This is a genomic window from Sporosarcina contaminans (assembly GCF_042679045.1).
GTDB classification, from domain to species: domain Bacteria; phylum Bacillota; class Bacilli; order Bacillales_A; family Planococcaceae; genus Sporosarcina; species Sporosarcina contaminans.
Window position 1 is genome coordinate 1 of sequence record NZ_JBHTLT010000002.1, and the last position, 22,806, is coordinate 22,806.

Genomic DNA, 22,806 nt, shown 5'->3' on the forward strand with positions numbered 1-22,806 from the left:
CGGCCAACAGGAAAGGGGGACTTTAAAAAATGAAAAAAAGTGAAATTGAGCGAGCTCAATTTCACTTTTTTCTTATTTAAAGCTAGTTATGTCCCAGCCTCTTTTATTATTAAACAAGAGCAGGCTGTTGAATGAAGTAGACATATTGAGCTGTTTCGACAGGGTATCCTTCGAATTCTTCTTCAAATGTATCTAAAAGTTCAAAGCCTATTTTTTCATAGAAGGCACGTCCTGCATCGTTTCGGCTATCAACATAGACATAAAGCTGTTTTGCTGTTTTGAGCACTTCCATCGAATAGTCGAATAATTTTCTACCGTATCCTGAATGCTGGTAAGCCGGCAAAATATACATCGCCGTCAACTCTGAATCGCCATCTTCATCTTCTTTTGTAAAGTTAAGAAATCCGATCGGGGTTCCGTTTTCACATTCAGCGACTAACATATGAGTCTTTTCCATCCGTTTCATCATCATTGCATCGGAATAGGAGCGATTGATAAATGCTGTCTGAATGTCTTTAGGAATGATCCCCGAGTATGTATCATTCCACGTTACATGAGCAATTTGTTGTATATGGCGAATATCGCCAACGGTCATCGGTCGTATCATGTCGCTGTCACCTCCGCAATCCTTTCTGCTATCATAACAAATAACAGTCTAATAAACTATGGTTGTCATCATAATGAAATATAAAATTTAGACATTTAATCATTGGGGGATATACTATGACGGAAAAAGAGCTGAACTGGTCTTTCAAGCGATTCAACGAACTAAGCGGAATCGAAGTATATGAAATGCTAAAATTGCGGGTTGCAGTATTCGTAGTAGAGCAACAATGCCCATACATGGAAGTGGACGGTCACGACATGGAAGCTGTTCATTTATTTGGGATGAGAGATGGGGAGATTAAAGCCTATGCCCGTCTTTTACCTGCTGGAGTGAAATATGAAGAACCTTCTTTAGGACGAGTGATTGTCCATGAAGATCAGAGAGGCAAAGGAGTTAGTCATATTTTGATGTCAAAAGCAGTAGAATTTATGATAAAAAACTTTCATGCCGAAAAAATACAATTGCAAGCCCAATTGCATTTGCAACAACTGTACGGATCGCATGGATTTGAGGTGATAGGAGAACCATACGAAGATGATGGTATTCCACATATCGATATGTTGTTAGCAAAGAAAAGTTTTCGAAAAGTAGAATGAGGGTATACTACTCGTATCAAAATGAATTTTGATTGGATGGAGGATGATATATATGGCACGTAAAAAAGGAAATGGATTGCTCCTTGCAACATTAGCTGCAGGTGCATATGCGTATTTTAGTAAAAAAGAAAATCGAGATAAGGCGATGGTAGCCTTCAATAACATGAAAACGAAAGTAAATTCTTTTGTCAATTCTCAGCAATTGAACCGTTCAGATGAAACGAAGGCAGGGCATTCAGACCCTTATGATTTTCAAGACAATAAAATGGTGAGTGAAGGGGCCCAAACGAGCGTCCATTACTACAACCAAGAAGTTGAAGACGACTCGAAAGAATCTGAGAAAGATGGGCTTTACACTAAACAAAAAGAAAATGATCCACATTGGAAACAAGGAGAACAAAAAGAAGGTTAAGTTCATTTCGATGTAAGCTTTGGAAAATAGGGGTTAGCACGCCAACTGTTATTTATGCGTCAAATGAAAGGCGTTTTACGTAAAATAGCATTGCTTTGCATTTTCAATCTTTATGCGCAATTGCAATCTACGATACAGTAGACAAATCTCTTCAAAGAGCGCTTCTTTCTAAAAGAGGCGTTTTTTTATGTTCACAATTCCCTGTTCAAATGGCAACATTCATTGTAATTATACCTACATATGATGTATACTTTTCAGTAGTTTGAATTTATCTGTCAGAAGGTTATTCATCTATATAAAATGAACAAGTACCTAACGAATGCTCGGCAGAAGAAAAGCACTACAAAATTACATGCAATTACGCCGAGGCGCAATTGATTATAGTGAAGGTGAATCTATTGAAGAAAAGAATTGGTTTATTCTCGATACTGATTACCGCAGCTGTATTTTTGAGCGGCTGTTCAGGTGTACAAAACAAAGAGGGAACGTTTTATAGTATATTCGTAAAACCGATGGAATGGCTTCTGCATTATTTAGGAGAAGCGTTTAACGGAGGCTACGGCTGGGCGATCATCGTCATCACTGTTGCAATACGTTTAGTTCTAATGCCTTTAATGTTAAAGAACTATAAATCACAGCAAGAAATGAAAGTAAAGATGGATGCGCTTCGCCCTGAAATGGAAGACATTCAAAAACGGCTGAAACAGGCGAAAGATAAAGAAGAGCAAATGAAGCTTCAGCAAGAAATGATGGGATTGTACTCGAAGCACGGCGTCAACCCGCTCAACATGGGCTGTTTGCCGCTAATTATTCAAATGCCGATTATTATGGGACTCTACTTCGCAATTCTCTATGCACCACCAGAAGTAAAGGAGCACCAATTCCTATGGTTTAATCTTGGTGAGCCGGATAAAATCATGATGTTAGTCGCAGGAGCTGTTTATTTTGTACAAGCGCGCGTATCCTTATGGACGATGCCTGAGCAGCAAAAACAGCAAATGAAGCTGTTCGTCTACATGTCACCGATTATGATTATGTTCATTTCGTTCAGTGTTATGGCAGCATTGCCATTATATTGGGCTGTAGGCGGTATTCTCCTCATACTCCAAACGTATTTAGGACGTAAATTTTACTACAAGCATACGGATGCCGAGTTAAGCCAAACTACAGATAAAGCAAAGTAAGTATGGGGGCTGTAGACAAAGTATCTTCTTCACTTTGTCTACAGTCTTTTTAAGATTTGTAGTTATGAGATAGGTGTTTGCCCAGCTTGGCTTGAAAACGCTTGACACGTGGAAGGCAGTATAGGTGTGCAACGTCCGCAGTGCCTTTATTTCCGCAAAGGCGCGAAAATACGGCAAATCGAACTCTTTATTGTTCGATTCGCAGTATGCGAGCGTTAGTCAACAAGTTAGGGGCTGGAGAATGTTCTCCAGCCTTTCTTCATTTTTCGAGAGGGGAATCTATGATGAGCCAAAAAAAGTTTTTCGTTCCAATCATTATTGTAATTGCATTGATTACGCTTTATTTTATCATCAAAGGAAAATTGGACATCGCCATATTAACAATGATGGCCCTATTTTCATTAACAAATGCATCAAGAGCGAAATCATTTAAAGAGCAAGGCTATGAAAGAGAATCCAAATGGATGCGCTATTTGTCGATTACCTTTGGAGCCGCTTTCGTAGTTGTGTTTGCACTTATATTTTTCATGTAATGAACCAACTATGCTGTTGGTGCGTCAATATAGTTAGTAATTTAGCTTTTTTCTTGTTAGCAATACAATTATAATGGCTGGCACTGAACAAATGGTCATTCCTAAAAATGCCGCATTAGGAGAGACTTCGTCATATAGGAAGCCCGCAGGGAATGTCAGGATTGCTGTACTTAAACTCATAGCGAACGCAGCATAGAAGCCTTGTGCCGCAGCAATATGTGAGTTTGGGAGCTTTGTAGAAATATACTGGATAAACGCATAGTGGGCAACGCCGAATGATAGGGCATGTAGCACTTGAGATGCTATGAATACACTCGTCATCGGATAAAGGAAAATTGCTACCCATCGAACCGTAGAGCCGATTGCTGAAACTAAAAACATCGTGGACACTTTTACTTTTGAAAGCAATCGATCTGCTTTTGCGAAAAATAAGATTTCGAACAATATAGCGATGTTCAGCACAATGCCGATATAAAAGCCGTTCACTCCTAAATCATTCAAAAATATAAAGCCGTAGTTGTAATAGGAAGCGTGAGCACCTTGCAATAAAATCGCCAACAGCATAACAACGGCAAAGCCTTTTGATTGGAAAAGGCTTTTTAAGCCGGTTTTTACATTGCTACCGCTCTTATATTCAGGTTTTGATTGCAAAATGGCAGGTGCCGGGCGAGAAAAGAACAGCACAATAAATCCAAGACCTGCGATCATTAGCAGAAGGATTGATTTTTCGCCCCAAACAGCAGTTGCAGCTCCGACAATTAATAACGCTACTGTATAGCCGATGGAACCATAGGAGCGGCTTTTGCCATAATGAATGCGATCGGCTTGCATAAGAACCGATGCACCGCTTTCCACCGCGGGCAAAATCATCGGATAGACTGCGCTAAATAAGATTGTAATCAGCAACAGAACAGCGAATGGCGAATTGGGTAAATACATAATGGCCAGCAATAGGGAGATCAATGCAGTCCATTGCACTGCTCGGATTAAGGATAGCTTTCTCGTCATGTAGGGGAAAAACAAAAAAGTTGCAAAGGACCGAGCAACCATGCCTGCGCCCATAACAACGCTGGCAGCTTTTACTGATAAACCTTTGTCATTCGTTAAAAATCCTGTCCAGTAGGGGAGAAAGATGCCCCATGTAAAGAAGAACGTTAAGAAACTAAAAGATAGCCAGCGTTGTGTATTCATTGTTTATCCTCTCAATCTTCGAATACGTTATTAGAAATAAATGATAGCATATGCACACAGTAAAGAGAATTGATGGTAAACTATCTTAGTGTGAAAAAATGATATTTAACGAGATATATAGCAGAAGGAAGGCCTTTATACATGAAACGAAGCAAGCATAAGAAGACGAAGAGTAAGATTGGAACAATCATTTTATTAATAATAAGTATCTTTTTTATTTCCGCCATCGTTTGGATAGGGATAAATGAGTGGAATGTTGATAAAAGTTTAAGCCGTTTAGGATTGAAAAAAGATGTAACTGAGCCACAGGAAGAACCGATACAATTACCGGAAGAAGAGGAAGAGCCGCATGATGAGTTGCCAAATGCAACAGAAGAAGGCGATGAAGAACAAGAACCGGAACAACAGGCTCCAAATCAACCACAAGAAAAAACGGATGAAGAGAAAAAAGTTGAAACACCAACTAAGATCGAAACACCCGTGAAGAAAAACGATAAAGCCAATGTGAAAAATAATCCGCCAACTATTTCGAAAAATGGCGGCTATATTGAAGGCCAGAAGCTGCCTAAAGAACCGACATTCATAAAGGGCGTCCTAATTGCCAATAAAAAATACCCGTTGCCAAGTGATTATGCACCCGGTGAAAGTAAAGAGGCAAGAGCGGCATTTGATGAGATGGCTGCAGAAGCAAAACTATCTGGTATCAATCTAACTGCTTTCAGCACATACCGCTCATATGAATACCAAGTCTCTCTTTACGATCGTTATGTCCAAAAGGATGGCAAAGATGCGGCTGACCGGTACAGCGCTCGTCCAGGCTATTCAGAGCATCAGACAGGTTTGGCATTCGATATAGGGGAAGTGAATTTCGAGAAACACTGGGCTTCCTCCTCATTCGGAGATACGGAAGCTGGAAAATGGGTAGCAGCGAATGCATATCGTTACGGGTTCATCCTCCGCTATCCGAAAGGGAAAGAAGATGTGACAGGCTATATGCATGAGTCATGGCATTTCCGCTACGTTGGCAAAGAAATTGCAGAAGAGGTCTTTAAACGCAATATTACGTTGGAAGAATATTTAGGAATAGAATAGATTTAGGCTTGCAAGGTTTAGTTGAAATATGGTTGCCTCGAAAGGAGGCAGCCTTTTTGTTTAGATAGACTAATGGCGCTTTTGAATGTGAAGGCCGCGGCGATCCTCGTAAATTATGAGTGATTGGGCTGGACGTTTCCAGCTAACTTCCTAGTCAATTAAAAAAATAGTGAAGAGACTGCCGATGTCTCTTCACCATTTTATATAATAAGAATTGTTTCGGAAAAGAAGAAACTTCCCCAATCGTGAAACGTTCGTTGAAAAGGAATACAATTTACCCGAAACCTACCATTCGCTATGATTGCTGCATTTCTTTTTCCAAAATTATAGTATCGGTGATAGTAGGCGGGAGACCGATTCCTTGATCTTCACGATACGAGTACGATTCTTATATGCTTCATACGTCAATTCAGTCGATAACTGCATGTCTTGCTCGAACAGTTCCGCTAACTCATGAGATTTTTCTCGGTCATAGATGAAGGCGTTAATCTCAAAATTCAATTTAAAGCTGCGCACATCAATGTTGGCAGTACCTACTGTAGAGAGTTCATCGTCAACAACAATTTTTTTGGCATGCAGGAAGCCGTTTTCGTAAATATACACTCTTGCTCCAGCTTCTAAGAGTTTCCCCACGTTTGAATAGGTTGCCCAGTAAACAAACATGTGGTCCGGCTTATTCGGTATCATAATTCGTACATCGACACCAGAGAGGCAAGCAATCCGAAGCGCATCCAGGAAACTAACATCTGGGATGAAATAAGGTGTTTGAATGTAAATGTACTCTTTCGCTAAAAAGATCATTTTTAAATAGCCATCTTTAATTTGTTCCCACTGAGCGTCCGGTCCGCTCGAAACGATTTGCAAACCGACGGTGCCTTTTCGAGGAATAGCGGGAAAGTACCTCTCTGCATATTCGATATTGTGCTTTTCAGACGCTTGATTCCAATCTAAGATGAAACGGGTTTGCAACGGATGAATTGCACTGCCTTCAATGCGGAGATGCGTATCCCGCCAATAGCCAAATTTCTTGTTTAATCCTAAATATTCATCACCGACGTTGAAGCCGCCGACATATCCGACGCGTCCATCGATAACTACGATCTTTCTATGATTCCGGTAGTTCAGCCGTGGGTTGATGAGTGGAAGGACTGCAGGGAAAAACGCAGCTACTTCACCGCCAACGGCAATGAGTTCTTTCAAATGGCTTATGCGCAGACCTCTAGAGCCAATATCATCGAATAGCACACGTACTTTAACACCTTGTTTCGCTTTTCGGATTAGCACATCCAATATCCTTTTGCCTAATGAATCCAAACGTAAAATATAATATTGGAAATGGATATGGTCTTTCGCATTTTCAAGATCTTTGAGCAATGCATCAAATTTCTCCACACCGTCATTAAATATTTGCACATTGTTATCTTGCGTCAATACAGCGTGGTTATTGCGCAAGTGCAAGTAGATCATATCCTTATAATGAGCGGTGTCATCCAATCTGAATTCAAAAGCATCCTCTTCGATCGCTTCGATTTGATAATCGATGAGCTGTTCTATCCCAATGCGATTTCTTCCTTCCCAGCGGAATAAATGCTTCTTTCTTAACTGTCTGCCTAAAAATAAATAAATAATGAAACCGAATAGAGGAATGAAGAAAAGAACAAGAAGCCAAGCCCATGTAGCTGTTGGATCACGCCTCTCTAAAAATATGAGGGCGATTGCAAGAAAAATGTTCAATATAAATATAATTGTAACTGAAATGCTAAATAATCCTGACATTTTCACCCTCCTTAAACATTTCCTTTCTTACAGTATACCGAAAAACAGAAGAAAAAGAAGATAATCAAAATCTCGAGAGTCTTAATTCATTTCGGGAACAATAAAAATGTTAGTTATGAATCAGCGTTTTTGGGCAATGTGCTTTTAAAATGATTTCCGATCGTCTATCGTGTGATTCTGATTGTTTGTAAATCCAATACAGCTTTCATTCTACAGGATTCTGTAGTTGAAGCTTTCTAAAAGAATAAGAGTATTTATAGAATCCAATAAATCCTACTTGACTGATTAGGATAAGGGGTTTATAGTTTTGCTATAAGTTGAATCAGGAGGAATATAGATTGGATACAATATTATTAATTATTAACGTTGCGGCACTGTTGCTGTTTGTCGGACTCCTATATAGTATGCATCGCAAAAACATTTCGTTTTCCAAAAGGGTATTTACCGGGTTAGGACTTGGTATTCTTCTTGGATTTGTATTGCATATTGCTTATGGCACAGAATCTGAGGTGCTTTCAAAATCAGTAGCTTGGTATAATATTATCGGCACTGGTTATGTTAAATTGCTTCAGATGATAGTCATTCCTTTAGTTTTCATTTCCATATTGGGTGCTTTTACAAAAGTGACGATCGGCAAAAACTTCGGAAAGATGGCCGGACTGATTTTAGGGATTTTAGTTGGCACAACTGCTATTGCTGCAGCTGTCGGTATAACATCTTCATTAGTCTTCGGTTTGGACGCTTCGGAAATTGTGCAAGGCGAAGCAGAAACGGCTCGTGGAGCTTCTATCGAGGAAAGTTCATCGAATCTATCAGGTAAAGCTTTGCCCGATCAGATTTTAGATTTACTTCCTGCGAATCCGTTCCTTGACTTCACTGGCGCTCGTCCAACTTCAACGATTGGTGTCGTTATTTTTGCGGCATTCTTAGGCTTTGCTTATTTAGCTCTTACTAAACGTGATGAAACAAATGCAAACCTTGTTAAAAAGGGAATCGATGCATTGTACTCCCTTATTATGGGTGTTGTTCGTATTGTTTTGCGTTTAACACCGTACGGAATTTTAGCCATCATCGCGAGAACAGTCGCCACTTCAGACTTTGCGGCGATATATAGTTTAGGGAAATTCGTGTTGGCTTCCTATGCGGCAATTTTGGTCATGTTCCTAATCCACCTAATTATTATTACGATTTCAGGGCTCAACCCAATCACATATGTGAAGAAGACTGCAGAGACTTTGCTGTTCGCCTTCACTTCTCGGTCGAGCGCAGGGGCATTGCCATTAAATATTAAAACACAGACAGATCGCTTAGGTGTACCGGATGGTGTCGCAAACTTTGCTGGCTCTTTTGGATTATCAATCGGTCAAAACGGCTGTGCAGGAATTTACCCAGCAATGTTGGCAGTCATGATTGCACCGACAGTCGGTCAAAATCCGTTAGAACCGACATTTTTGATCACATTGATTGCAATTGTGGCGGTTAGCTCATTTGGGGTAGCTGGTGTTGGAGGCGGCGCAACTTTCGCTGCGATTTTAGTATTATCCGCATTAAACTTGCCTGTAGCCCTCGCAGGCTTGCTCATCTCCGTTGAACCGTTAATTGACATGGGACGTACAGCGCTGAACGTTAGCGGCTCCATGACAGCGGGCGTTGCAACTGCTCGAGTGACTGGGGAAATTGATAAAGAGATTTATAATGGCTCCATTGAAGATCAATCAATTGAAGCTTTATAATGATAAAATCCGCAGGAAAGCAATTGTGCTTCCTGCGGATTTTTTATTTCACGATTAATTGATAAGTCTCTTCGATATAGCGCTTATAGGGAGATGCGGGCATAGGCGCAATCAGTTCCATTGTCTTTTTTGCTATGCTTTCAGCCTCTTCTTGCAACCCTAACGCAAAATAACTTCTTGCAAGATAGGCATCTCCTTCGTAAAAAATGGAGAGGTCAATCGGGTGATGAATGTAGTCGGCAATTTCAACTTGCTTCAATCGTTCAATCGCCTCTTCATAACGTCCGATTCCGTAAAGTGCTTTGCCTTTTTCCGCAAGTAAATAAGAACGAAAATAAACGGACCTATTCAACTCCTCCTCATATTCAGAAATCAATTCAGATGCTTTTTCATATTGATGTGTATAGGATGTCAATTGATGGATTTCCATGAAGCGATATAAGTATAACGGCTCTTTGTCATCTGCGAATTCGCCGTATTGCTTTAATTTATTTGCATAAAAAGCGATACGCTCCTCGTCGTTATTCATCATTGCATTAATCGCGGCTAACCTGTACAAATTATCAATACTATTAAATATACGGTGCGTTTTCGAAAATTCAATTGCCTCCTCCATAACTGCGATGCCTGTTTCATAATTACCGACTGCATAATGGAAAACGGCTTCATGATAATCAAGATCAATTCGGGAAATCGGATCGATATAGGCGTATTTATCATTTATATGGTGCCGTTCTTGTAAAAAATCTTCTAAGGCCTCCGAGTATAAATGATCTCTAAACTTTGTCCAAGATTTGAAAATGGCAAGGTTGGCTCTCCTGCGCACAATATTCAGTCGGTCATACATCGTTGCCGCCTTATCTATATATTCTTTCCAATTAGGGGAACCGCTTAAATACAGCCCTTGTCCGTACATATCCAATACTCGCGCAGCTTCATAGCTATCGGATAAATTTTCGACGTAAGGCTGCAATAAGGCGATCAGCTGTTCATTTTTATCGACTTCCTCTGAAATAGTCGTATTATAAAGTTCCTCTGCTTTCTCTAAAACATCCCGTAGCTCTTGGCTACTCACTTCTTCCAAAAGCATAGACATATCGACATCTAATCGATTGGCAAGATAGAGGAGGCTGTCCATGGAAGGCTTTGCTTTATTATTTTCAATTAAACTGAGCATCCCTTTTGAAAGTTTCCCTCCAGCTAACACTTCCAATGTCATTTTACGCTCTTTGCGCAAACTTCTTATGCGCTCGCCTAAAGTTTTAATAGTGTTCACTCTCCTTGACTACATAACCGTACAATCCAAAGTTCCAATTCGTCAACATCGTTCATATGATAATAAGGTTTTATATAGTTTAATTATATTAAACTTTCTATTGCAATGGAAGAATAAAGTGTGCTATTCTTTGTTTAATTAAATTAAACTTACTGATTGGAGTGACTAATTTGGAAATGGCAGCGAATTTAAAAAGAGCGACTTACCATATGTGGACGTTTACGATTAGCAAGCTGATTTCCGCATTCGGCGCGCAAGTGTATGCATTTGCAATTAGCTTTTACATTTTACAGATGACAGGTTCTGCAACGAGTTTTGCTACAAATCTCATTTGTAATATTTTACCAAGAACGCTTGTCTCGCCTTTTGCGGGTTATGCAGCAGATAAATATTCGAGAAAAGCGATTGTCATTATCGCCCAAATTGCTTCTACTTTTGCTATTGGAGGTCTTCTCGTTTACAGTCTGTCATCTGGTTTATCATTGATCGCGATTTATGCGACAACCGTTGTTTTATCGATTGCGTCAACGTTTTCAGGAGTGACATTTACTTCCTCTATTACAGGTTTGATCGATGAAGCGAGGATTCAACGTGCGATGTCGCTGAACCAGATGTCAATTTCGTTTGCGGCTATTGGAAGCCCTGCCATTGCAGGTATTTTGTACGGAACAGTGTCGATGAATACGTTTTTAATACTGTATATGTCAGCGTCAGTGCTTGCTGTTTTATTAGAATCTACGATGAACTTTAAGCTTTTTGCGAAAAGGAAGGAGAAGACGGAAGAGGAAGCGAAAGAAACGATGTGGCAAAGTATAAAGGCGGGTATTTCCTATTTGCGATTGCAGCCGGTACTGCTAACAATTGTCTGGATCTCATTAATTATCAACTTCCTTTTCGGTGCATTTGAAGTAGGGTTTTCTTTCATCCTCATCGAGAAACTAAAGATGGCATCCGAACATTTCGGTGTGACACAAGGTTCATTTGCGGTAGGCATGCTGCTCATGTCCATTTATTTTTCAATGAAAAAAGAGGTGAAATATCCTTTATTAGTCTCGAAAAGGGGTATTCTTATTTTCGGTATTATCCTCATGCTCATTCCGCTGCCATTGATCGTCTCTATGCAATATAATGCGTTTTTTGCATTTTATATAATTGTGATCTTTTTATTCGGTATCAATATGATGATCGTCAATACGCCAATTCAAGTGCTTATGCAAAAGTCGATCGACGACGATTTCAAAGGACGTGTGTTTTCAATACTTGAAACAATGTCCATGGCATTAATGCCATTAGGCGTTGTGTTATTCGGATTCCTTTATGATGCAGTGCAAGCACAGTGGATCCTCGTTAGTTCGGGTATTTTGCTCATGATCGTTACGCTTATAATGGCGAGACCTTCTATCATCAGAAAGGCTCATCCAGAGTTGGCGAAAACAAAAATGATAAAAGCGAAAGCAGTCCAAGAATGAAATTAGAGGGAAGCGGGGAATGGATAATCGACGTAAGCGTGAATTATGGCGGGAGCGATATGAGCTTCCACCCATTGCCTTATTTAATGTCTGGAGATGTGAGTGTGGAGGATGGAAATGGAAAAGTTGTTCAGTATTTCACATCCTAATTAAGGCTGTAATCCCTTACAATCTGTCCTCACTTGTAGTAGTCAGGGAATTGTCATATTGAAACAAAAAGGCTGTCAAAGAAAAGTATTCTCTTTGACAGCCTTTTGCTCTTCATCATAGAAACTTATGGCAGATTGATCGAAACTTTATTATGCTGAGCGCAATGTGTTTAAAGACTTTCGATAAAGGAATACGAAAACGATTGACAGCACTGCAAGCGACGCTGAAATAGTATAAATGCCGCCATCTAATTGAGTGAATAGACCTGTGAACAACAATGGACCGATAATCCGCCCCATATTATCCATCGAATACGTCATGCCAGCTGCTGTTCCATACTTTCCGCCAGATTCTTTGGATGTTAGAGAAACAAGGACCGTTCTTGCAAGCGCATTACCTGCAGTGAAGACGCTTAACGCAAATCCCGCCCAAAACAGGTTTGATGTGAATGGAATTAGCACAAGGCCGATTGCAGTAATGATCTGCGCTCCTATTATCCATTTCGTTTCTGCACCGTTCTTGACCCGCCTTACAACTCCACCTTGGATGGCAGCATCGACAAATCCGCTTGCCATGAACAAGTAGCCGACTTGCTTCGGTGTAATGTCGATTTTGGAAATCTGAAACAATTGGAATGTTGCCTCAATCCCTGCAAGAATTAACGTCACCATGAACGATAGTAAGAATAGATTACGAATCCGATATTGCCACAGCATTGCTCCGCCTTTTGGAAGTATTGCCCGTTTATTCGCTTCACCAAGCCGCTTAGGCTCTTTTAAAATGAATCCGGCATAGACAAATAAAAGTAAAGTTAGAATGCCTGACGCGATGAACGGAACCCGCAAACTAATATCACCAAGCACTCCACCAATCGCTGGACCAAAAATGAAGCCTAAGCCGATTGACATCCCTAAAAGACCCATATATTTATTGCGGTTCTCTTCTGTCGTCATATCGCCAACAAACCCGGTAACCGCTGTATAAAGGGCACCCGAGAAAATACCGCCGACTATGCGCGATAAATAAAGCAAAAATAGATTCTCTATGAAAAATGCGAACAAGAAAAAGCTTAGGCTAAACCCGACCAATCCAACCATGATGAGTTTTTTGCGCCCCGTTCGATCAGACAATGACCCCCAAAGTGGGGCTGTGAAGAAAGAGGCCAAAGAATAGACGGTCAATAGCCCACCAACATGCATCTCTGATAGCCCTTGCTGTACGACAACTTCAGGCAATATTGGAATAATGAGCCCGAACCCTAAATAAACGAAAAATTGCACGGACATCAACAGAAGAATCGCCTTTTTTATATTCATATGACTACCCGCCTTTAATAAAAATCGCTACGACCATTCTACTCCTCTTGTCGAACGCATACAAAAGATATGGTAATTTTACCAACCTCCACGTCATTCATTCCCTAAATTGTCGATAATCGGAACAATGCTACGATAATCTATTTTGATAACCCATAAGTCATCCAGTTTAGCGCCATGCCACATAACGATAAAACCCATTCATTAATCCAGTTATACATATTATACGCTCAAAGCTTCTTTGAAGCCGCATTGCATACGCTCAAAACGAATTACTCTGAAATCATTTTATGATGTATGAAAGGTTTACAAAAAACCTACAATTGTAACAGAAATGAAAGATTTAAAAGTGGACAGGAGTGGTATGATGTGTATAGATACAAAATGGAACAATTTTCATTTCGTTGACGAAACATACCATCGTGTGAAACGTCAACATTATATAGAAAGGTCGAGGTGGAAAAGATGGCGAAAGAAAAGGTTGATTTGAAAAAAATCATCTCCAACTTGGCGAAGTTGGGTGTTTCGGCGACAGCGACGAAATCCCGTCTGGAAATGCTGAAGGCCCTCGCGCCACCTGCAAATGACCCGCAAATACAGTCATGACTGTACATGAAAAAAGGTATCCCAAGCCGTTTAAACGGTTGGAGATACCTTTTTTGCTGAAATTAATCTTCCTCATCTGAACTGAACATATAGGTCCGATGGTGGAATTTCATACTGAATACGAGACCAATTGCGAGCATATTTCCCATCAGTGAGCTTCCTCCATAACTTATAAAAGGAAGAGGGATTCCGGTAATTGGCAATAGTTGTGTCGTCATGCCGATATTTTCGAAAACGTGGAATGTAATCATCGCAATGATGCCAGCGCAAATATACGTACTGAACATATCTTTTAATTCCAACGTGATTTTCGTCATATGATAGATCAGGAAGAAGTATAGGCAAATGACGATACTTGCACCGACAAATCCCCAATCTTCTCCGACAACGCTGAAAATAAAATCGGTATGGCTTTCAGCAACGTATACTTCGCGTCCTTTGTACCCTTTACCGAAAATCTCACCAGATCCGATCGCATTCAATGATGTAATCAAATGCAACCCTTCATTGGAAGCATATGAATACGGATCAAGCCATGAGTAAATACGCTCGAAATGATAAGGTTTAAAACCGAACTTTGCCAAAAATTCCTGTGCGTACAACGCCATCCAAAGCAAAGTCGCCCCAATTGCAGCCGTTCCGATAAAAATAGGCAAAATGATTCGCCACGTAATCCCTGCGACAATGATCAGAGCTGCCGTAATGGCAATGAACACAAGGCCTGTTCCTAAATCGGGCTGCAACATAATGAGGGCGAAAGGTACGAACATCACACCTAAGATTTTGCCTAATAAAAGAAAATCCGTTTGCAGCGTCTTTTCCAAATAATGCTCATGATGCTTTGTAATGGTCCTTGCCAACCCGATAATAAAAAATGTTTTCATGAACTCTGCAGGCTGGATACTTCCGATGCCCGGCAAATGGAACCAGCTCTTCGCGCCATTTCGGCGAGCGACAAGCTCCATACTTTCAGGCAAAATGAAAAGCAGTGCTAAGATAAGAACGCCGCCTCCATAAATGATCCAAGCGGCTTTCTTATACTGCTCAGGTTCTAAATACATCGTAATTGCAATGATGACACAGCCAATTGCATACCATTGTATCTGAGACGGTATGAAATTAATGTTATACTGCCCAGTCGTTTGGGCAGAGGAAATGGCAATCAGACTAATGACACAAAACAACAGCAATATAAAAGCAAGTGGCCAATCAAATCGATCCGCCGGTTTTTTATCTATCTTCATGAAAGGTCACCTTATGAATAGTTTGGATCCGCGTAGCAATTTCGATGTTTACGCAGAAATTAATTATAACTGAAAATCTGCAATTATGTTATGATATTCTATTATTTTTTTGTTTTACTCCTCATCCTCATCCGCAGCAAACATATATGTGCGATGGTGGAACTTCATGCTAAATACTAATCCGATTGCAAGAAGATTACTGAAAAGAGAACTCCCCCCGTAACTGACAAAAGGCAATGGAATTCCAGTAATTGGCAACAGCTGAATGTTCATGCCAATATTTTCTATAACGTGGAAAGCGAGCATAGCGATAATTCCGGTGCAGACGTATACGCTAAATGGATCCTTCAATTCCAACGCAACTTTCGTCAAATGATAAATAAGGATGAAAAAGATTGAGATGACAATACTTGCGCCAATAAACCCGTATTCCTCCCCAATGACGCTAAAAATAAAATCGGTATGGTTTTCCGGAATGTATACTTCACGTCCATGATATCCTTTGCCGGATAATTCGCCCGAGCCGATTGCAGTCATCGCTTGGATCAGATTATATCCTTCATCAGAAGGGTAGGAATGAGGATCCAGCCAAGAATACACTCTTTTAAATTGATATCGGTCAAATCCCAATACGTTTTCCATAAAATCCTGAGCGTAAAGCGCCATATAAAGCAAGCCAACACCTAATACTGCCCCACCTGAGAAAAGGGGAACAATAAACTTCCAAGAAATCCCGGCTACAAGGATCATTGCAATTGTAATAGAAATAAATACGAGAGAAGTGCCTAAATCCGGCTGTTTCATAATGAAAAATAGTGGGATGATCAACATAATGCCAATCTTGCTCAATAAAAGAAAATCTGTTTTCAACGTTCTCGAAATATGTTTTTCATTGTGGGAGGCTACCATTTTTGCCATTCCTAATATGAAAAACGTTTTAATGAATTCAGAAGGCTGTATTCTACCGATCACTGGAAGTGTAAGCCATCTCTTCGCGCCCATCCGAATTTCCGCAATTTGTCCCTGTCCGCCAGGAGCTAACATTAGAAACAAAAGCAGAAGAACACCTAACCCATATAAAGGAAAGGCAATTTTTTTGTACTGGTCCGGCTCTAATAGAATAGTAAATGCAATGATGAACATGCCGACAGCATACCATCTTATTTGAAGCAGGACGAAATTGATTTCTCCATATTGTTCGGAAGTTTGAGCAGATGAAATAGCGAAGAAGCTCACAACTGCCAATAAAGCCAATATAAAGGCAAGCGTCCAATCAAAACGATCCGCCGGCCTATTATTCAAATTCAAACGATTCACCTTTTCTACTACGATAGTTTACTTGAGTATAACCTAAAAAAGAGTTCGTATCATACCTTAACTATAGACGATCAGAAAAGCGATAGGTTGCCGCATCAAATTAGGCGATCCATAGAATCATCCCAAAGGAACATAATAGCGAATTTGAAGCTGAAACAAGTTGAAAGTATGTATTTGTCTACAATTTTAACGTGTAAACTATATAGTTTTTCTGGAACTTATCAATGATTAGTGTTCTTTTTATCTAAGCACTTCGAACCGATTTGGAAAATATAAGGTCTATGTATCAGCTTAAAAGGTTTTCGTGGTAAAATAGAGGAATGAAATTTAACGGTTAGCGAGGGAGTTACTATGAAAAGAAAATTAGGTTTAGTTTACGGCGGGAAATCCGCTGAGCATGAGGTCTCTTTATCGACTGCTCAAGCGGTTACGCGCGCTGTCGATTTTGATAAATATGAAGTAATTCCTGTATACATCACATATGAAGGTGAATGGAGAAAAGGCGAGCCTTTATTGGCTCCGGTTCATTCGATCGATGAACTGCGGCTTCAAAAGGATGAGGAGAAGCCCGATAGCATTCATGATTTTTTGAATGGCGATGGGCTGCCTGATATTGTTTTACCGCTATTGCATGGTACGAACGGGGAGGACGGCACTGTGCAAGGTTTGTTTGAAGTAATGAACATTCCTTATGCTGGAAATGGCGTTCTTTCTTCGTCTGCAGGTATGGATAAAGTTGTCATGAAGCAATTGTTTGCGCAATCTGGCTTGAAGCAAGTACCCTATGTACACTTTTTACGTAATGCTTGGTTAGAAAAAAGGGAACACTTAATTGAAAAAATGGAAAGTGAACTAGCGTATCCGATGTTCGTTAAGCCAGCAAACTTAGGTTCAAGTGTCGGCATTAGCAAAGCGACGGATCGTGAAAGCCTTTATGCGGCGGTCGATACAGCGTTGAAATTTGACCGTAAAATCATTGTAGAACAAGGCATTACGGCACGTGAAGTGGAAGTGGGTGTATTAGGCAACGATCAACCGGCTTGTTCCGTATTAGGAGAAATTAAACCTGTTGCTGCTTTTTATGATTATGAAGCGAAATATCAGGACGGAAACACGGAATTGCTCATTCCGGCCCCTGTCAGTGAGGCAGTAGAAAAGACGTTGAAAAGCATGGCGATTGAAGCATACAAAGTATTGGATTGCGCCGGTCTAGCGCGTGCGGATTTCTTCGTGACAGACAATGACGAAGTGTTAATTAATGAAATCAACACAATGCCGGGCTTTACGCCGACGAGCATGTTTCCGCTATTATGGCAGCACGCAGGCATCTCTTACCCTGAATTGATTGAAAAGCTGATCGGGCTTGGGCTTGAAAGGCATGAAGAAAAAAAGCAGATACAATATAAAATGGATTGAGCGTGATTTGACGTGAGACGACAATTAAAAGAATTGGCGCAATGGTTGAATGCAGATGGACAGATGTTGGAAAACAGCATTGTGACAGGTGTGTCGATTGATACGCGTACGATTGCGCCGGGTGATTTGTTCATCCCTTTTCGAGGAGAGCAAGTAAACGGGCATCGTTTTGTTCGGCAAGCATTTGAAAAAGGGGCTGCAGCATCTCTTTGGCTGAAAGACGAGCCGGATGCTCCGCAAGATCTTCCACTAATTTTTGTTGATGATGCGGAAAAAGCGCTGCAGCAAATCGCTAAAAGCTACCGCTATTTATTGGATTGCAAAATTATCGGCGTTACGGGTTCGAATGGTAAAACGTCGACGAAAGATTTGATTGCAGGCGTACTGTCTCCACATTTCAAAGTAAAGAAAACGGAAGGCAATTTCAACAATGAATTAGGATTGCCGCTTACTTTGCTGTCGTTGGAAGAAGATACGGAAGTGGCTGTGCTTGAAATGGGCATGAGTGGGTTCGGGGAAATTTCATTTTTATCCGAAATGGCTGAGCCTCATTTTGCGGTCATTACGAATATCGGCGAGGCGCATATGCAAGACCTTGGTTCGAGAGAAGGCATTGCGAAAGCGAAATTTGAAATTATCGATGGTCTGCAAGATGGTGGCATCCTGTTTTATGATGGCGATGAGCCTTTGCTGAAACCGTTTGTCGAAAGTGCAAATGGACTATTTTCGGTTTCATTCGGCCATCAGAATGGCTTGGATTTATCGATTACGGATTTGTACGCGAGTGACGAGGGAAGCCGCTTTACGATTTCAGGAAAAGTGAATGGAACTTTTACGATTCCGGTATATGGTTCCCATCAAGTGAAAAATGCGCTTGCTGCAATATTAATAGCAAATGAACTGGGCATGACCGCCGACCAAATCCGGGAATCGCTTAAAAATTGTCGTTTGACGGATATGCGCATGCAACCCGTATTGGCCGATAATGGAGCGTTGTATATAAACGATGCGTACAACGCGGCGCCAACGTCCATGTCTGCTGCTCTGAATTTCTTGAAGGAAACAGCTTTGCGCAGTGAGAAGTGGGTTGTTTTAGGAGATATGTTAGAGCTTGGAGATGATGAACGTTATTACCATGAATCAATTGCGGATCAATTAGGCACTCTATCTTTAAACGGAATTCTTTTATATGGACCGCGAATGAAATGGCTATTTGAGAAACTCCAGCAAAGTGGGCAACCAAACGTGTATTGGTCCGAAACGGATATCGAGCCGATTGTAAACGTATTATCGAAAGATACAAATGAAAACTCCATCGTCCTATTGAAAGGCTCCAGAGGGGTGGAGCTTGAACGGGTGCTAGATGGAATGTTGGCAAAATGAAAACGGGCGTCCTCTTTCTACATGGGTTTACCGGAGGGCCATTTGAAATTCGCCCTTTTATGGAATTCATCAAAAAAGAGACGGATTGGATAATATCTGTGCCCGTTTTGCCGGGGCATGAGTTTCCACTCAACCTCCGCAAAGCGACAGCGGAATCTTGGATGATGGAAGCGGAGATGGCACTCGCTAAACTTCGAAAAGAAGTGGATAAAGTCATTATCATAGGCTTTTCGATGGGCGGCATGATTGCGATGTATTTATCCCTCCGCTACCCAGTCGATAAGTTGGTGCTATTAAGTGCTGCCGCCAAGTATATAAGCCCGCGGATCTTGTTGGAAGATGCGGGCATTATGCTAAAGGAGTCGGTGACGAAAAAGTATCCGCCGAATACGTTTTACCATTTGTACGAATATAAACTAAAGCATACGCCTTTGCATGCTGCTTTTGAATTTTTGCGGCTTGTTAAAATGGTGGAACCTTATTATAGGCTTATTACAGCGCCGGTATGTATCGTGCAAGGGAAGCGGGATGGCATCGTGCCGTTTTCAACAGGTGAGCATCTTTACAATTCACTTGGCTCTTCTGAAAAGCATTTGATCATCTCAGAAAAGGGAAAACATCATATTTGTTATAGTGATGATTGCGATTCTTGGTTCCCGGACGTTCTATCATTCATGAAATCATTATAAATCCGTTTTCAGACTATTGATTTTTAAGCTGAATGATTGCGGTTGAAAGCCGCTCGTGTTACACTACTTAAGGTATTGGATACATTTACACAAGAGACTCTTCCAGTGGCGAAGAGTACTTTTTTTTGAATAAATCGGTTTACATGCCTGTAAGCCGCTCGGCAAAGACCGGGCTTTCCTTTTCAACGATTACCTCTAAACAATAAAAGTCTTGAAGATGCTGGACTTTTGCCCACTTTGGAGATTACAAAATATCGGAAACGTTCCCACTATTAAGTACAACGCTCGAATTTGCCGTGCTTTCATTTGCAAATGTAACCAATTGCTAAATGAAGAAACCAAAGGAGATTGAGAATTTTGACGAAATTTTCAGAACTAAATATTAGCGAATCTACACAAAAAGCTTTACAACGTATGGGATTCGAAGAAGCGACACCTATTCAAGAAGGAACAATCACGTTAAGCATGGAAGGCAAGGACGTTATTGGCCAAGCGCAAACAGGTACTGGTAAAACTGCTGCGTTTGGTATTCCGATCATTGAAAAGATTGATATGTCCAATCCATCTGTGCAAGCATTGATTATCGCACCTACTCGAGAATTGGCAATCCAAGTCTCAGAAGAAATTTACAAAATTGGTTACGGTAAGCGTGCACGCGTCCTGACAGTTTATGGTGGACAAGAAATTGGTAGGCAAATTCGAGCACTACGCAACAACCCGCAAATCGTTGTGGGCACTCCGGGACGTATTTTAGATCATATTAACCGTAAAACTTTGAAATTGAACAATGTACAGACGCTTGTTTTGGATGAAGCAGATGAAATGTTGAACATGGGCTTCATTGAGGATATTAATACGATTCTTGCAAGTGTTCCGTCTGAACGCCAAACATTGCTGTTCTCTGCAACGATGCCAGCGCCGATCCGTAAAATTGCGGAAACGTTCATGAAAACACCTGAAATCGTGAAAATCAAGTCGAAAGAAATGACAGTCGAAAACATCGACCAATATTTCGTGAAATCGCAGGAAAGAGAAAAATTCGATATTCTTTCACGTCTATTGAACGTTCACCAACCTGAGCTTGCAATCGTCTTTGGCCGCACGAAGCGCCGAGTTGACGAGCTTTCACATGCTTTAAGCATTCGTGGCTACCTTGCAGAAGGAATTCACGGCGATTTGACGCAAGCGAAACGGATGTCCGTTTTACGTCAATTCAAAGAAAATAAAATCGATGTCTTAGTAGCTACAGACGTTGCAGCTCGCGGACTTGATATTTCTGGCGTAACACATGTGTATAACTTCGATATTCCACAAGATCCTGAGAGCTATGTCCACCGTATCGGCCGTACAGGACGCGCAGGAAAAAGCGGTGTGGCGGTTACATTCGTAACATCACGTGAAATGGGCTATTTGCGTGTCGTTGAGGAAACGACGAAAAAACGCATGACTCCTTTACAGCCACCGACTGAAGACGAAGCATTGATTGGCCAACAACGTTTGGCGATGGAGCAATTGACAGAAGTCATCCAGAAAAACGAACTAACAGATTATGCGCCTTTAGCTGCTGAACTGTTAGAGAAATTTGATGCTCAGGATATTATCGCTGCAGCGATCAAGTCATTGACGAATGAGCCAGATGACACACCTGTCAAAATTACGGAAGAACGTCCTTTGCCAATGCGTAAAACACAATCACGTGATCGCGGTGGATACAAAGGAAGCCGTGGCGGTGGCCGTTCATTTGGCGGCGGGCGCGGATACGGCGGCGGAGGTTCTCGTCGCAACAACCGTGACGGAGGCGGAAGAAGAGACCGCTCCAGAAACCGAAACGAACGATAAGTATACAATCCGGGTTCACTGTTTATACGCAGTGGCCCGGATTTTTCTCTTTTTGCAGTGTGCGGTTTGCATTGTGAAGTGCCGTTTATATTGTGGTTCTATAATATTTGTTGGGGTATTCACACAAATTCAACAAAAAAAAGCACGTAATCACCATTTCTTTTATACTTGAATTGTCGGAAAACAAGTAAACGAAAGGNAACCGAGTGCCTGCTTGAAGGGCACTCGGTTTTTTAAGCTTTCGCTTTTTCTTTTTTTATGGTTCTATAATATTTGTTGGGGTATTCACACAAATTCAACAAAAAAAAGCACGTAATCACCATTTCTTTTATACTTGAATTGTCGGAAAACAAGTAAACGAAAGGTGATACGTGCACATGAATTCTATCATGAATATTCCAGGATTAAAAGGTGTAAACATTGAAAAGATAGAGGAGGTTGGGGAGCATACCGCACTTCACGTTTCGCTTCCAAGGCAGCCTCACAAATGTCCTCAGTGTGGGGCAATGACAAAGAAGATCCATGACTACCGCATGCAGAAGGTCAAGCACCTCAAGTGGTTTGAACGTTTAACGGTCCTCTTCTATAAACGGCGCAGGTATGCCTGTTCATGCGGAAAGCGCTTCTCGGAGACTTCCCCCTTTGTGGAAAAGTATCAACGCTATACGAAGGAGNCGTGAAAAAGGCATTGGGACGCCCTGTCATTGTCGCAGACCGTTTTCACTTTTGCCGCTATATCTACTGGGCGCTGGATGAAGTCCGAAGAAAAGTGCAGAAGGAATGGCATGCATATGACCGCAAGAAATGTAAAAGGATGCGCCATGTTTTATATAAGCGCAGTGAGAAATTAACGGAGAAAAACCGTTGGTATGTAGATCGCTATCTAGGCATGTCTGATGAATTGAAGAAGGCATATGAACTGAAAGAGGCCTATTGTGACTGGTTCGACTGGGCAAAGAACGCAGAGGAGATGGCGG

Annotated in this window: 20 protein-coding genes and 1 pseudogene; 14 read left to right on the top strand and 7 right to left on the bottom strand. The window is 41.1% G+C overall.

All coding sequences use genetic code 11. The features are described 5' to 3' along the window. Positions 1–109: 109 nt before the first annotated feature. Complete coding sequence (locus tag ACFQ38_RS00645) at positions 110–607, bottom strand: GNAT family N-acetyltransferase (RefSeq protein WP_336824425.1); 498 nt, start codon at positions 605–607, stop codon at positions 110–112. 116 nt (positions 608–723) lie between these two features. Here ACFQ38_RS00645 and ACFQ38_RS00650 point away from each other — a divergent pair, with 116 nt between their 5' ends. The 4 genes from ACFQ38_RS00650 (at position 724) to ACFQ38_RS00665 (ending at position 3,332) form a co-directional block, all read left to right on the top strand. Further along, positions 724–1,203 carry a GNAT family N-acetyltransferase gene (locus tag ACFQ38_RS00650; protein WP_381479522.1) on the top strand — a complete coding sequence of 160 codons (480 nt, stop codon included), beginning with the start codon at positions 724–726 and terminating at the stop codon, positions 1,201–1,203. A 52-nt stretch (positions 1,204–1,255) separates the two neighbouring features. After that, positions 1,256–1,615, top strand: a complete 360-nt coding sequence (locus ACFQ38_RS00655; protein ID WP_336824423.1) for a hypothetical protein — start codon at positions 1,256–1,258, stop codon at positions 1,613–1,615. 398 nt (positions 1,616–2,013) lie between these two features. Then, on the top strand, positions 2,014–2,799 hold the full coding sequence (yidC, locus tag ACFQ38_RS00660) for a membrane protein insertase YidC (protein WP_336824422.1): 786 nt from the start codon (positions 2,014–2,016) through the stop codon (positions 2,797–2,799). A 284-nt stretch (positions 2,800–3,083) separates the two neighbouring features. Beyond that, positions 3,084–3,332 carry a hypothetical protein gene (locus tag ACFQ38_RS00665; protein ID WP_336824421.1) on the top strand — a complete coding sequence of 83 codons (249 nt, stop codon included), beginning with the start codon at positions 3,084–3,086 and terminating at the stop codon, positions 3,330–3,332. A gap of 33 nt (positions 3,333–3,365) precedes the next feature. On the opposite strand, the gene ACFQ38_RS00670 is transcribed toward ACFQ38_RS00665, so the two are convergent. Next, on the bottom strand, positions 3,366–4,523 hold the full coding sequence (locus ACFQ38_RS00670) for an MFS transporter (protein ID WP_381479523.1): 1,158 nt from the start codon (positions 4,521–4,523) through the stop codon (positions 3,366–3,368). Between the two features lie 141 nt (positions 4,524–4,664). On the opposite strand from ACFQ38_RS00670, the gene ACFQ38_RS00675 reads away from it, so the two are divergent. Next, the gene (locus tag ACFQ38_RS00675; RefSeq protein ID WP_381479524.1) at positions 4,665–5,615 is read left to right on the top strand and encodes a M15 family metallopeptidase; all 951 of its coding nucleotides are present in this window, start codon (positions 4,665–4,667) and stop codon (positions 5,613–5,615) included. A gap of 324 nt (positions 5,616–5,939) precedes the next feature. On the opposite strand, the gene cls is transcribed toward ACFQ38_RS00675, so the two are convergent. Beyond that, the gene (gene cls, locus ACFQ38_RS00680) at positions 5,940–7,391 is read right to left on the bottom strand and encodes a cardiolipin synthase (protein ID WP_336824418.1); all 1,452 of its coding nucleotides are present in this window, start codon (positions 7,389–7,391) and stop codon (positions 5,940–5,942) included. A gap of 404 nt (positions 7,392–7,795) precedes the next feature. Between cls and ACFQ38_RS00685 the strand changes: the two genes are divergently transcribed. Continuing rightward, positions 7,796–9,124, top strand: a complete 1,329-nt coding sequence (locus ACFQ38_RS00685) for an L-cystine transporter (protein WP_381479530.1) — start codon at positions 7,796–7,798, stop codon at positions 9,122–9,124. Positions 9,125–9,167: 43 nt separating this feature from the next. Here the strand turns inward: ACFQ38_RS00685 and ACFQ38_RS00690 are convergent, their stop codons facing one another. After that, complete coding sequence (locus ACFQ38_RS00690; RefSeq protein WP_381479525.1) at positions 9,168–10,400, bottom strand: helix-turn-helix domain-containing protein; 1,233 nt, start codon at positions 10,398–10,400, stop codon at positions 9,168–9,170. A gap of 170 nt (positions 10,401–10,570) precedes the next feature. Between ACFQ38_RS00690 and ACFQ38_RS00695 the strand changes: the two genes are divergently transcribed. Together ACFQ38_RS00695 and ACFQ38_RS00700 are read left to right on the top strand one after the other, a co-directional pair. Next, entirely contained in the window at positions 10,571–11,869 is a 1,299-nt protein-coding gene (locus ACFQ38_RS00695) for an MFS transporter (protein WP_381479526.1), read from the top strand. Continuing rightward, complete coding sequence (locus ACFQ38_RS00700) at positions 11,866–12,018, top strand: hypothetical protein (protein WP_336824415.1); 153 nt, start codon at positions 11,866–11,868, stop codon at positions 12,016–12,018. The genes ACFQ38_RS00695 and ACFQ38_RS00700 overlap by 4 nt, the downstream gene beginning before the upstream one ends. A gap of 150 nt (positions 12,019–12,168) precedes the next feature. Here the strand turns inward: ACFQ38_RS00700 and ACFQ38_RS00705 are convergent, their stop codons facing one another. After that, a complete protein-coding gene (locus tag ACFQ38_RS00705; protein WP_381479531.1) occupies positions 12,169–13,329 on the bottom strand; it encodes an MFS transporter in 1,161 nt (386 codons plus the stop codon). Between the two features lie 471 nt (positions 13,330–13,800). Here ACFQ38_RS00705 and ACFQ38_RS00710 point away from each other — a divergent pair, with 471 nt between their 5' ends. Continuing rightward, a complete protein-coding gene (locus ACFQ38_RS00710) occupies positions 13,801–13,941 on the top strand; it encodes an Lmo0850 family protein (RefSeq protein ID WP_283733817.1) in 141 nt (46 codons plus the stop codon). 62 nt (positions 13,942–14,003) lie between these two features. Here the strand turns inward: ACFQ38_RS00710 and ACFQ38_RS00715 are convergent, their stop codons facing one another. Next, positions 14,004–15,185, bottom strand: a complete 1,182-nt coding sequence (locus ACFQ38_RS00715; RefSeq protein ID WP_336824414.1) for an FtsW/RodA/SpoVE family cell cycle protein — start codon at positions 15,183–15,185, stop codon at positions 14,004–14,006. Between the two features lie 114 nt (positions 15,186–15,299). Beyond that, on the bottom strand, positions 15,300–16,493 hold the full coding sequence (locus ACFQ38_RS00720; RefSeq protein ID WP_336824413.1) for an FtsW/RodA/SpoVE family cell cycle protein: 1,194 nt from the start codon (positions 16,491–16,493) through the stop codon (positions 15,300–15,302). A gap of 360 nt (positions 16,494–16,853) precedes the next feature. On the opposite strand from ACFQ38_RS00720, the gene ACFQ38_RS00725 reads away from it, so the two are divergent. From ACFQ38_RS00725 to ACFQ38_RS00745, 5 genes and pseudogenes are all read left to right on the top strand, one after another. After that, positions 16,854–17,918: a D-alanine--D-alanine ligase gene (locus ACFQ38_RS00725; RefSeq protein WP_381479527.1), complete on the top strand. Its 1,065-nt coding sequence runs from the start codon at positions 16,854–16,856 to the stop codon at positions 17,916–17,918. A gap of 12 nt (positions 17,919–17,930) precedes the next feature. Beyond that, entirely contained in the window at positions 17,931–19,301 is a 1,371-nt protein-coding gene (locus tag ACFQ38_RS00730) for a UDP-N-acetylmuramoyl-tripeptide--D-alanyl-D-alanine ligase (RefSeq protein WP_381479528.1), read from the top strand. Then, a complete protein-coding gene (locus ACFQ38_RS00735; RefSeq protein WP_336824410.1) occupies positions 19,298–19,990 on the top strand; it encodes an alpha/beta hydrolase in 693 nt (230 codons plus the stop codon). The genes ACFQ38_RS00730 and ACFQ38_RS00735 overlap by 4 nt, the downstream gene beginning before the upstream one ends. A 357-nt stretch (positions 19,991–20,347) precedes the next feature. Then, complete coding sequence (locus tag ACFQ38_RS00740; protein ID WP_381479529.1) at positions 20,348–21,829, top strand: DEAD/DEAH box helicase; 1,482 nt, start codon at positions 20,348–20,350, stop codon at positions 21,827–21,829. 371 nt (positions 21,830–22,200) lie between these two features. Beyond that, positions 22,201–22,806: pseudogene (locus ACFQ38_RS00745) on the top strand (transposase); the annotation flags it as partial.

Coding starts and splice junctions, on each gene's coding strand:
- ACFQ38_RS00645 (WP_336824425.1), bottom strand. CDS start 607: ATGATACGACCGATGACCGTTGGCGATATTCGCCATATACAACAAATT.
- ACFQ38_RS00650 (WP_381479522.1), top strand. CDS start 724: ATGACGGAAAAAGAGCTGAACTGGTCTTTCAAGCGATTCAACGAACTA.
- ACFQ38_RS00655 (WP_336824423.1), top strand. CDS start 1,256: ATGGCACGTAAAAAAGGAAATGGATTGCTCCTTGCAACATTAGCTGCA.
- ACFQ38_RS00665 (WP_336824421.1), top strand. CDS start 3,084: ATGAGCCAAAAAAAGTTTTTCGTTCCAATCATTATTGTAATTGCATTG.
- ACFQ38_RS00670 (WP_381479523.1), bottom strand. CDS start 4,523: ATGAATACACAACGCTGGCTATCTTTTAGTTTCTTAACGTTCTTCTTT.
- ACFQ38_RS00675 (WP_381479524.1), top strand. CDS start 4,665: ATGAAACGAAGCAAGCATAAGAAGACGAAGAGTAAGATTGGAACAATC.
- cls (WP_336824418.1), bottom strand. CDS start 7,391: ATGTCAGGATTATTTAGCATTTCAGTTACAATTATATTTATATTGAAC.
- ACFQ38_RS00685 (WP_381479530.1), top strand. CDS start 7,796: ATGCATCGCAAAAACATTTCGTTTTCCAAAAGGGTATTTACCGGGTTA.
- ACFQ38_RS00700 (WP_336824415.1), top strand. CDS start 11,866: ATGAAATTAGAGGGAAGCGGGGAATGGATAATCGACGTAAGCGTGAAT.
- ACFQ38_RS00710 (WP_283733817.1), top strand. CDS start 13,801: ATGGCGAAAGAAAAGGTTGATTTGAAAAAAATCATCTCCAACTTGGCG.
- ACFQ38_RS00715 (WP_336824414.1), bottom strand. CDS start 15,185: ATGAAGATAGATAAAAAACCGGCGGATCGATTTGATTGGCCACTTGCT.
- ACFQ38_RS00725 (WP_381479527.1), top strand. CDS start 16,854: ATGAAAAGAAAATTAGGTTTAGTTTACGGCGGGAAATCCGCTGAGCAT.
- ACFQ38_RS00735 (WP_336824410.1), top strand. CDS start 19,298: ATGAAAACGGGCGTCCTCTTTCTACATGGGTTTACCGGAGGGCCATTT.